We start from the raw sequence: 10,434 nt of genomic DNA, 5'->3' as shown, positions 1-10,434 counted from the left end.
TAGCTTCCATTGTCGTGGTTTCCATCTACATGATGAAGGTGTACAGATTCGTCGCAATTGAACATTAACCCGCAATGTTCACAAGAATGGTTTTGTCGTTTCAAAGCCTTGGACGTATGATTGTCGTAGAGCGTACTTTTCCGTTTGCTCCAATAGACTAAGTCTCCATCGTAAGGGGACTTAGTCCCTGTGACCATAGTGTGTCCAAAACGTTTAGTCCTTACTGTAGGGAATGCCTTTTTGCATAATTCCACTGCTTCATAGCGGTTCATTTTCTTTTCGATGAGGAATTTTCTTTTTGCCGCTTTGTTAGGGAACCATAGACTATCCCGAGAATCGCTCATATCACACCATTTATGGTAGTTTCGCCATCCTCTTACAATGGGAGCTAGTTTTTTGGCTTTGACCTTTGCACCATAATTCGAGCTATTGACTACGGCTTTAATCTTCTCGCGTATTTTCCTATGATTATCCGCTGAGGGTTTACAATGGAATGTTCCGCTTGGCTTGACTCGCATCTGCCAGCCAAGGAAGTCAAAACCGTCTGTCGTTTTGGTTATCTTGGTCTTTTCTTGACTGATTTCGAGACCTCGTTCTTCCAGAAATTTTTCCACTTTTTGAAGAATTTTTCCGGCGTCATCTTTTGGTTTTAAAAATATCACCATGTCGTCTGCATAGCGGACGGATGGATGGATATCTTCTATTCCATCAAGTGCGATATTGGCTAAAAGGGGGCTAACCACTCCTCCCTGGGGAGTTCCTTGTTCAGGGAATTCCGGGCTGATGCCAGCTTTTAAACACCTGAAGACCCCTTTCTTCACATGTGCTGGTGCTATCAACCTATCCATGATGGATTTATGAGAAATGCGGTCAAAACACTTTTTAATATCTAGCTCAATTACCCTTTTAGTGATGCCTTTTTTTCCTTTATTCAGGTTGGTGAATATGTACATTTGGGCATCATGTGCGCCTCGCCCAGTCCTAAACCCGTAACTCCGGGCGTGAAAGATAGCTTCGTGCGCAGGTTCGAGGGTGTATTTTACTAGACATTGCCATGCTCTATCAGCGATAGTTGGTATTTTAAGCATCCGGGTTTTCCCATTCTTTTTAGGGATTGGTACTTCCCTTAGTCCGCTATGAAACCAGGTGTGGCCATAGTGGTTCAGATTGTCTACCAATTCAATTCGCTCTCGGTAATTGAGGTTTTCCTTTCCATCAATTCCGGCAGTGCGTTTACCCTGATTTAATTGAGTCACTTGACGAACGGCCAAAAGTTGAGCTGAACGGGATTTCATAATCAGTTTTTGTAAAGACCGAGCTTTCCTCAAGTCGCCAGCCTGAACTGCTTTATATATTCTTCTTTGTAGGCGGAATAAGTTTTGGCGGAGTTTCTTCCACTTCTGACTTTTCCAAAGTTCGCTATGTGAATTCATGCGTCTAACCATACTCTACTTTGGTTGAACATATTCTGAGAACCCGTGCCCAGTTTTGAACACATCTTACCCGACAGTAGGGATTAGACTTGGCATAGTTTACCGGGGTTTCGACCGTTCCCCAGACCTATTATTGCTGTCGTTTTTACTCGTTCCATCCTGAAGATTGTTTTGGCGATTTAGGTCAGTTCAATTTGCCTATTCTCCTCTCAGAGATTACGGATATCGTAGTAATGACTCCGTGAGAGTAGAGAATTTATTCCACATATTTTATTCAGGTTGTGGTTGCCGTCTTAGACACTTTTTTAGAACTACTTAGACCTTGTCGCCTCCCCGTTAGCGCCAGTGTTGTTACCTGCTTTTGGTCAACTGATTGCGCCCTGTTACCAGCGTCACTCTGTGAGTTGCCGCTCACTCGGTGTGGTCAGATAGGGAGTCACTTGTCTCTTCAAGGGTGGGACTTTCACCCACATCCTGAGGATAGTTAGGATTTTTGAGGTTAGACCTCACGAATCCCCCTAATCATACCCCTTTCTATTACGAAAGGCTCCTATTAGGAACGAGCCGCACTACTACTAGCGGGATGCCCCACCGCCAAATTCAATATATTGATGGCCGCATTTACATCCCTGTCCGCTGTATATCCACAATGAGGACAGGAATGGATTCGGTCTTCTAGTTTTTTTGGAACTTTCTGGCCACAATTAGAACAGTTTTGACTGGTGTTTCGGGGATTTACTGCTTTTGATATCAACCCAGCATTTATGGCCGTAGGCCACGCTACGCGAACGGCTTTGGTTGACAAAATTGACAGAAATTGCCCCCACCCAGCATCTAAAACTGATTTAGCTAGCTTAGTTTTAGCCAAGCCTTTTATATTTAACTTTTCATGAGCAATTAAGTCATGACTGTTTAATAACTCTTTTGCAGTTTTAAAATGAAAATCTTTTCGGGTGTCAGCTACCTTTTTGTGAGCCTTTCCTAGTTTAGTTACAGCTTTCTTTCTATTATTACTGCCCTTCTTTGAACGGCTAACAGCCTTTTGGATCTTCTTTAATCGCTTTTGAGCTTTTCGGTAATACTGAGGTATAGGAATTTCTGAACCATCAGACTTCACCAAGAAGGATTTGAGACCCATATCTATACCAACAGGATTAGACACTTCCTCTATTGGAATTACACTGGGAACGGTATCATCTTGCAGCGACAAAGTCACATAGTATCCGTCAGCTTTACGGGTCAGGGTGGCTGTCTTAATCTTGAACCCATCAGGAATGGGGCGATGATAGATCATTTTGACCCAACCAAACTTAGGAAGATTCAGTTTGTTTTCTTTTATGGGCTCTTTAGAAAAAGCAGAAAAGGTTAAAGACCTATATCTGGCTTTGTTTTTGAATCTAGGTTTCCCACTTCGTTTCCCATTGCAATCACCCTTAAGGTATCTCTTAAAGGCAAGGTCTACCCTTTTTACGCAGTCCTGCAAAACGTTAGAGTGGATTTCCTTATACCAATGTCGATCTTTTTTCAGTTGAGGTAATGTTCGCTTCTGGGAAAAGTAATCAGGATTATTTCTGAGTTCAGGTAAATGACAGATAAGAGGACATGAGTTAATAGAGCAGCGATTTTGTTCGTACCAGTTAAACCTGTCAGCAAGTAAATAGTTGTATTGGCAGCGCAACATGTCCAACCACCTTTCTATATCAGCTTTCTGTTGCTTGGTTAACCTTAGCCTGTACTGGTACGCCGTTCTCATTGACTTTTCCTGTTTCTCGACCTACTATTAAGATAGCATTTGTAGCAACAAACGTCAACCCATAATGAAAGATCAAAAGCTTGTGGTCAGAGTGACCAATTTTGAGAAAAGACAATTACAGGAAGAGGCTGTTCGCGTAGCGTGACCTACGGTCAATCGTAGGGGGATGACCTGCTCCGAGTTACTGAGAAGCTTCATAGCTCGCCTACCTGTGCCGAAAGACTCTGCGCAAAATTCCTCCCACACTCATACTACGTATTGAGATGTGGGGCTCCTTTTGCCGGAAGCTGAAACAGCGATAGCATTTTTAGTTAAGATATAAAGAAGGGAACAGGGAAAAGTTGAGGGTATCTAAGGATGGGATGAATGCGATTGGCTTAGGTTAGGTTACGGGATTGACCTAAGGCCACGTTACGCGATCGCATTTTCTGCTTGAGGCGATCCCATCGTTCGATACCCAATTACCACTCAAAATTTACCCACACTTGCGACACTTCCGACACTCTCTTCTGGGAAATCAAGAAATAGTCGTGATTGCCCGACCAATATTAATTTGCAGGCCATCTAAGGATTCTTCGCTTTGGATAATACCAATCAGTTGCTCAGAACCGTTACCATCAAAACCGTCAGCATCGAAGAAGATTCCTAGACCGGAAACGCCATTAAGAAGCTCAACATCTTCTAATGTATACTCTATGGCTCCTTTCAGCTGAATAACATCTTTACCAGGTTCAAAGTCAGTAATCAAAGCGTAGCTTGGTGGGGGTTCTGTAGGAGGGGGCTGAATGATGAATCGAACTTGACTATCATCATAATAAACTGTCTGAGTATCTCCGAGAACGAAGGTATCTTTGCCTGAACCACCAGTGAGGGTATCCCTCTCCAACTGACCAGGTTGTTCGTCAAAGATATCCACACCAACTAAGGTATCATCACCACTGCCACCGTTGAGGGTATCTTTGCCAAAGCTACCCATTAAGTTATCGTTGCCACTCCCCCCAAACAGCCTGTCATTGCCAGTATCGCCATCAAGAATATCATCGCCCTGGTTTCCGAACAGGAAGTCATCATGTCCGCCACCGTTGAGGGAATCGTGACCTCTTCCACCAAATAGTAAGTCCGAATCATCCCCTCCATTTAGGGTATCATCACCTCTGTTGCCGATGAGTACGTCTCTGCCATCAAAACCATTGATCTCATCGTCAAACCGAGTACCAACGAGAGTATTATTCCCCTTATCACCGTTGATAACTGCCATGTTAATTTCTCCTTGTGTTTTTCCCCATTGGGAATCAAGCCTTCTATAGTTATTACAGACGATTTATTTCTAGTTGTATTGCCACATTGGCTGAAATTCAGAGTCTAGGTTGAATGGGTTAATCAGGGAATAGGGAGTAGGGAGTAGGGAGTAGGGAATAGGGAATAGGGAATAGGGAATAGGGAATAGGGAATCAAAAATTCTCACAATTCCGACATGGATTGCTATAGCAACCCACTGGGCAAAAGCAGCTTTAGGATAAAAAAAACTAGTTCGTTCTTTTAAGTAACTGACTCCAACCCGACCATTGCCTTTGCTGTAAACTCTACGCGGTAGCTCATTACCAATTCAAGCCAAGTTTCTCAGCTACTTCTTCTGCAGGAATACCAGGCTCTCCAAGTTGAGTGCGGTGAAGCGAATCAATCAACTCCTGCACAACCTCAGGTCTTAGTTGTTTATTTTTATCAGGATCGCTCAACAGTGCTTCTAGAGTTTCAGTGACTGTTTCTTGGATGAGGAGCTTACACTCATCAATAGTCAAGTCTTTAACTTGCATGGTCTTTTCCATCACATAATTACTCTATATTATAGCATTTTTTAGAGGAGATTGTCTTTCAGCAGTTTCTGGAATTTGGTACAATCGGCTAGCCAAAGTATAGCCAAGTTTTTAATCCCTGCGCTGCCTAACTTGTGCTGCACTTTAGGGACCGACTATCCCTTGGGCTTTTCCAAGAGATCCGTGCCGACGTAAACTGAGTCGTTAGCGCTGCATCTGTTAACTATAAGTATTATCAACGCTATAAATCTGGTTTAATGGGTTTACGAAACTAGTTTATTAACGTTGCACACTATTGAATTTATACTAATTATTTGATAATGTAATTTGTAAATTACTGTTTGTTTCACCCTTTAACTGAAGTTAATTAAACCCTTGAAATTATAAACATAAACTGTTGAAAAAAAACTAATTTGACCTAAAATTTAAATTATAGCAAAAATTAAATAAAATAATTTGGGTGATTTTTGATAAACTAATTATAAGAGCCGACATAAATGAATAAAATTCCGTAAACTGTCAACGGTCAACACACCACTGAAGTCAACAAATAACTGAATCTATGAATAGCCCTTTTCTCAATCACCTCCATAGCCCAAAGCGCCCGGTTATCGTATTTGATGGGGCAACTGGAACGTCTCTCCAAACCCAAAACCTCACCGCTGAAGACTTTGGTGGACCTGAGTACGAGGGATGTAATGAGTACCTTGTCCATACTAAACCAGAAGCAGTGGAAAAGGTGCATCGGGGCTTCCTGGAGGTGGGAGCAGATGTGATTGAAACGGATACCTTTGGGGGTACCTCGATTGTACTGGCAGAATATGATCTAGCTGACCAAGCCTATTACCTAAATAAAGCAGCTGCGGAACTAGCGAAACGGATGGCAGCGGAATACTCCACTCCAGAAAAACCTAGGTTTGTGGCAGGGTCGATGGGTCCTGGTACTAAACTCCCTACCCTGGGACATATTGATTTTGATACCTTGAAGAACGCCTATGTGGAACAAGCCTTAGGGTTGTATGATGGCGGTTCTGATTTGCTGATCGTTGAAACTTGTCAGGATGTGCTCCAAATTAAGGCAGCCCTGAATGCCATAGAAGAGGTATTTGAAAAAAAAGGGGCAAGACTGCCACTGATGGTATCGATCACTATGGAAGTGATGGGTACTATGCTGGTGGGGTCAGAAATTAATGCGGCGCTAACGATTCTAGAGCCTTACCCGATTGATATCCTTGGTCTTAACTGTGCCACTGGGCCAGAGCAAATGAAGGAACATATCAAATACTTATCTGAGTGTTCCCCATTTGTGGTTTCTTGTATCCCTAATGCTGGATTACCGGAAAATGTCGGAGGGCACGCTCACTACAGGCTTACTCCCATGGAACTGCGGATGGCACTGATGCATTTTGTAGAGGATTTGGGAGTACAAGTTATTGGTGGCTGTTGCGGTACTAGGCCAGCTCATATTGAACAGTTAGCAGAATTTGCCCAAACCCTGACCCCGAAGGAGCGAAATCCTAAGCATGAACCGTCAGCAGCATCGATTTACAGCTCCCAGCCTTATGAGCAAGATAATTCTTTCCTAATTGTTGGTGAACGGCTCAATGCTAGTGGTTCTAAAAAGTGCCGCACCATGCTGAATGCAGAAGATTGGGATGGATTGGTATCTTTGGCTAAATCCCAAATCCGGGAAGGGGCTAACGTCCTAGATGTTAACGTGGACTATGTGGGACGGGATGGAGTTCGGGATATGAACGAATTGGCCTCCCGTTTAGTCACAAATTCCACCTTACCCCTGATGCTGGACTCCACGGAATGGGAAAAGATGGAGGCTGGCTTAAAGGTGGTTGGGGGTAAGTGTATCCTGAACTCCACTAACTACGAAGATGGGGAACCTAGGTTCTATAAGGTACTGGAGTTAGCTAAAATTTATGGCGCGGGAGTGGTAATTGGTACTATCGATGAAGATGGTATGGCCCGGACAGCAGATAAAAAGTTTGAAATTGCTAAACGTGCTTATAACGATGCGATCGCATATGGTATCCCAGCTCATGAATTGTTCTTTGATACACTAGCGCTACCAATTTCCACAGGCATTGAGGAAGACCGGGAAAACGGCAAAGCGACAATCGAATCCATTCGTCGGATTCGGGAAGAATTGCCTGGGTGTCATGTTATGCTGGGGGTTTCTAATATTTCCTTCGGACTAAACCCAGCAGCAAGAATTGTGCTTAATTCCATGTTCTTGCACGAAGCAATGCAAGTGGGGATGGATGCAGCCATTGTTAGTGCTAGTAAGATTTTACCCTTAGCCAAGATTGAGCCAGAGCATCAAGAGGTTTGTCGAAAACTGATTTATGATCAGCGGGAGTTTGATGGGGATGTGTGTACCTATGACCCCTTGACCAAGTTGACTACCCTGTTTGAAGGGAAAACTACAAAACGCGATCGCTCTCAGGATGAAAACCTATCGGTAGAAGAGCGGCTCAAGCGTCATATTATTGATGGGGAACGGATTGGTTTAGAAGAACAACTGGAGAAAGCCCGAGAAAAATATCCTCCCCTGGAGATTATCAATACCTTTTTGCTGGACGGTATGAAAGTAGTAGGGGAACTATTTGGTTCCGGGCAAATGCAGCTGCCGTTTGTATTACAATCCGCTCAGACCATGAAGGCAGCAGTGGCCTATTTAGAGCCATATATGGAAAAATCCGAAGCCGGGAAAAATGCTAAAGGTACCTTTGTAATTGCTACGGTGAAAGGAGATGTTCACGATATTGGCAAAAATTTAGTGGATATCATCTTGTCCAACAATGGCTACGAAGTGATTAACTTGGGGATTAAACAGCCAGTGGACAATATTATTGATGCTTATGAAAAGCACAATGCGGACTGTATTGCCATGAGTGGGCTACTGGTGAAGTCTACTGCGTTTATGAAGGATAATTTGGAAACCTTTAATGAGCGGGGAATTACGGTACCAGTTATTCTAGGGGGTGCTGCCCTAACACCAAAGTTTGTCCATAAGGACTGCCAGAATACCTACAATGGTCAGGTGGTTTATGGTAAAGATGCCTTCTCTGACCTCCATTTCATGGATAAGTTAATGCCAGCAAAAGCAGCTGGTAACTGGGATGATAGTAAAGGCTTTATCGATGAGCTAGAGAATGGTGTAGCGGTTGAAGCTTCTTCCGAGTTAAAAGTTGACAAGTTGCAGGAGAATGGTTCAAAAGACAACTCTCAACCAGCAACTCCCCTTTCAACTCCTGTAGATACTAATCGTTCGGAAGGGGTAACCTTGGATATTGAGCGTCCAACACCGCCATTCTGGGGAACCAAGATACTTCAGCCAGAGGATATTTCCTTCGAGGAAGTCTTATGGTATCTGGATTTGCAGGCGTTGATTGCTGGACAATGGCAGTTTAGGAAGCCAAAGGACCAGTCGAGGGAAGAGTATAATCAGTTTTTGAAGGAAAAGGTTGACCCAATTCTGGACAAATGGAAGGAAAAAACTCTTGCTGAGAACTTGTTACATCCCCAGGTGGTGTATGGATATTTTCCTTGTTTAGCTGAGGGGAATTCCTTGATAATTTATGATGCTAAAGGGATGAATCCCGAAGGTGCTAAAGACTCGCAGGAATTGCAAGAGGTGGCACGGTTTGAGTTTCCTCGGCAACGGTCTGGTAAGCGTTTGTGTATAGCGGATTTCTTTTTACCGAAGGAGTTGGCAGGAGCAGGTCAATTCGATGTGTTCCCCATGCAGGCGGTAACTGTGGGTGATATTGCCACAGAGTACGCTAAGGAATTATTTGATGGTGATCAATATACCGATTATTTGTATTACCACGGATTGGCGGTACAAATGGCTGAAGCCTTGGCGGAGTGGAGTCATGCTCGGATTCGTCGGGAGTTAGGGTTCGCAGATCAAGAACCCGATAGTATTCGGGATGTGTTGGCTCAGCGCTATCAGGGTTCACGGTATAGTTTTGGCTATCCCGCTTGTCCAAATCTCCAGGATCAGTACAAGCAGTTGGATTTGTTGGAATGCGATCGCATCAAGTTATACATGGATGAGAGTGAGCAGTTGTATCCAGAGCAATCTACCACGGCAATTGTAGCTTATCACCCCATCGCTAGATATTTTACTGCTTGATCGGTCAGGTTTTTGACAGTGGATTAAGCCAGCCAGATTTCAGTTGATTAATACTGGAATCTTGCAGGATAGTTATTAATTTTAGGGTGGGCAGTGTTTATCAAGGTGCAAAGCCCAGCTTGGTGAATTTGTATAAAGCATTGCCCACCCTACTACATAAACTGGTAACAGACTCGAAAAAATTTCCACCCACCCATTTAATATTTACTCTTTATAATATATAATTATAAATTAGGTAAAACTAAAAAACGAAAAGTCATCGAACGTCGATGATCATAACCTTTGGTAAAGTGGGATGAGTGGTCAAGATAAAAGTCATAGGATACAGATAATTGTCGCTGTAATTGGCCTGGTTGGTCTACTGGGGGCAGCTGTGATCACGAATTGGCATAATTTATTTCCTAAGGAGATTACCAAGTCTCAAAATTTTGGTCCAGAAAAAGTAAGTTGTACTGGCAGTGGCCAAGTATGCAGTAACCGCTTCGCAATAGATGTAACAACGCGCGGTGTCTTAAAAGTCCAGTATGTCGTCCCCCCTACTCATTGCAGTCCAATAAAAATCCATTTCTACCTTGACGGTGAGCGTGTTACTTCTACAGATACCCTTGGGTGGAGGGGCGCATCTGGCCAGTTCAGTAGGCTTCCGTTGACCTCAGGTAAAATTGATCTTGGCCCTGTTTCCTCAGGAAATCATTCCATTAGTTTAGAGGCTGAAGGGAAAGCTGCGGGTTGTAATCGTGGGCAGCTCAATTCTTGGTTAGGGAATCTACAGGTCTGGACATCAGTTTTGGATAAGTAGTTCCGTAGGGTGTGTTAGGGGAGCCCTCATTTTTTCGGTAGCTAGAGTTGAGACACTCAGCCCCGTAACGCACCACTGTTAGGTCAAAGAATAAAAATGAGATCCACCCGAAAGTGCCAACCCTTTAATCTTTTGTGTGGGTTGATTGCCTATTGCTACTAGCTGGGATCCAGTTTTGGGAAGAAGATCATTCTGAGATAGAAGACCGATTTTTACTGCTAGCCATAAGTTCGAAAATGCGAATATTACTGATTATGCCTTGTTACCGATAACTAAAATATGTAATCATAATTATTTCATAAAAACAACTAAAAATCAAAGTCAATACTATCAATGATAAAACCATGAAACCAGAATATGACCTTGCCAACATGAAAAGCCGCCCCAATCCTTATGCCAAGAAATTAAAGCAACCAGTAACTTTGCCTTTGAGGATTGATGTAATAGAATATTTTGAAGCAAAGGCGCAAGAAAAAGGAATT

7 protein-coding genes and 1 pseudogene are annotated in these 10,434 nt (G+C 43.2%); 3 read left to right on the top strand and 5 right to left on the bottom strand.

Annotation, left to right across the window (positions count from 1 at the left end; genetic code table 11):
* From LYNGBM3L_RS13345 to LYNGBM3L_RS13330, 5 genes are all read right to left on the bottom strand, one after another.
* Window positions 1-1,445: group II intron reverse transcriptase/maturase (locus LYNGBM3L_RS13345; RefSeq protein WP_008183876.1), on the bottom strand; the 1,445-nt coding region annotated here is incomplete at its 3' end.
* Window positions 1,446-1,986: 541 nt separating this feature from the next.
* The gene (locus LYNGBM3L_RS13340) at window positions 1,987-3,186 is read right to left on the bottom strand and encodes an RNA-guided endonuclease InsQ/TnpB family protein (protein ID WP_008183874.1); all 1,200 of its coding nucleotides are present in this window, start codon (window positions 3,184-3,186) and stop codon (window positions 1,987-1,989) included.
* 517 nt (window positions 3,187-3,703) lie between these two features.
* On the bottom strand, window positions 3,704-4,444 hold the full coding sequence (locus tag LYNGBM3L_RS13335) for a calcium-binding protein (protein WP_008183872.1): 741 nt from the start codon (window positions 4,442-4,444) through the stop codon (window positions 3,704-3,706).
* A 69-nt stretch (window positions 4,445-4,513) separates the two neighbouring features.
* Window positions 4,514-4,651 (bottom strand): hypothetical protein, encoded by a 138-nt coding sequence (locus LYNGBM3L_RS43425; protein WP_154659773.1) that lies wholly within the window; start codon window positions 4,649-4,651, stop codon window positions 4,514-4,516.
* Between the two features lie 133 nt (window positions 4,652-4,784).
* Window positions 4,785-5,000 carry a hypothetical protein gene (locus LYNGBM3L_RS13330; protein WP_044493068.1) on the bottom strand — a complete coding sequence of 72 codons (216 nt, stop codon included), beginning with the start codon at window positions 4,998-5,000 and terminating at the stop codon, window positions 4,785-4,787.
* Window positions 5,001-5,562: 562 nt separating this feature from the next.
* On the opposite strand from LYNGBM3L_RS13330, the gene metH reads away from it, so the two are divergent.
* The 3 genes and pseudogenes from metH to LYNGBM3L_RS13315 form a co-directional block, all read left to right on the top strand.
* Window positions 5,563-9,153 carry a methionine synthase gene (metH, locus tag LYNGBM3L_RS13325; RefSeq protein ID WP_008183867.1) on the top strand — a complete coding sequence of 1,197 codons (3,591 nt, stop codon included), beginning with the start codon at window positions 5,563-5,565 and terminating at the stop codon, window positions 9,151-9,153.
* A 295-nt stretch (window positions 9,154-9,448) separates the two neighbouring features.
* The gene (locus LYNGBM3L_RS13320) at window positions 9,449-9,952 is read left to right on the top strand and encodes a hypothetical protein (RefSeq protein ID WP_008183865.1); all 504 of its coding nucleotides are present in this window, start codon (window positions 9,449-9,451) and stop codon (window positions 9,950-9,952) included.
* 344 nt (window positions 9,953-10,296) lie between these two features.
* A pseudogene (locus LYNGBM3L_RS13315) lies at window positions 10,297-10,434 on the top strand (antitoxin); the annotation flags it as partial.

This window comes from Moorena producens 3L (assembly GCF_000211815.1).
Lineage (GTDB): Bacteria > Cyanobacteriota > Cyanobacteriia > Cyanobacteriales > Coleofasciculaceae > Moorena > Moorena producens.
The sequence above is the reverse complement of the archived record's forward strand: the minus strand, read 5'-3'. Positions and strand labels throughout refer to the sequence as shown.

Bases quoted from the DNA above. Each gene is read 5' to 3' on its own strand.
- LYNGBM3L_RS13340 (WP_008183874.1), bottom strand. From the start codon at position 3,186: ATGAGAACGGCGTACCAGTACAGGCTAAGGTTAACCAAGCAACAGAAA.
- LYNGBM3L_RS13335 (WP_008183872.1), bottom strand. From the start codon at position 4,444: ATGGCAGTTATCAACGGTGATAAGGGGAATAATACTCTCGTTGGTACT.
- LYNGBM3L_RS13330 (WP_044493068.1), bottom strand. From the start codon at position 5,000: ATGCAAGTTAAAGACTTGACTATTGATGAGTGTAAGCTCCTCATCCAA.
- metH (WP_008183867.1), top strand. From the start codon at position 5,563: ATGAATAGCCCTTTTCTCAATCACCTCCATAGCCCAAAGCGCCCGGTT.
- LYNGBM3L_RS13320 (WP_008183865.1), top strand. From the start codon at position 9,449: ATGAGTGGTCAAGATAAAAGTCATAGGATACAGATAATTGTCGCTGTA.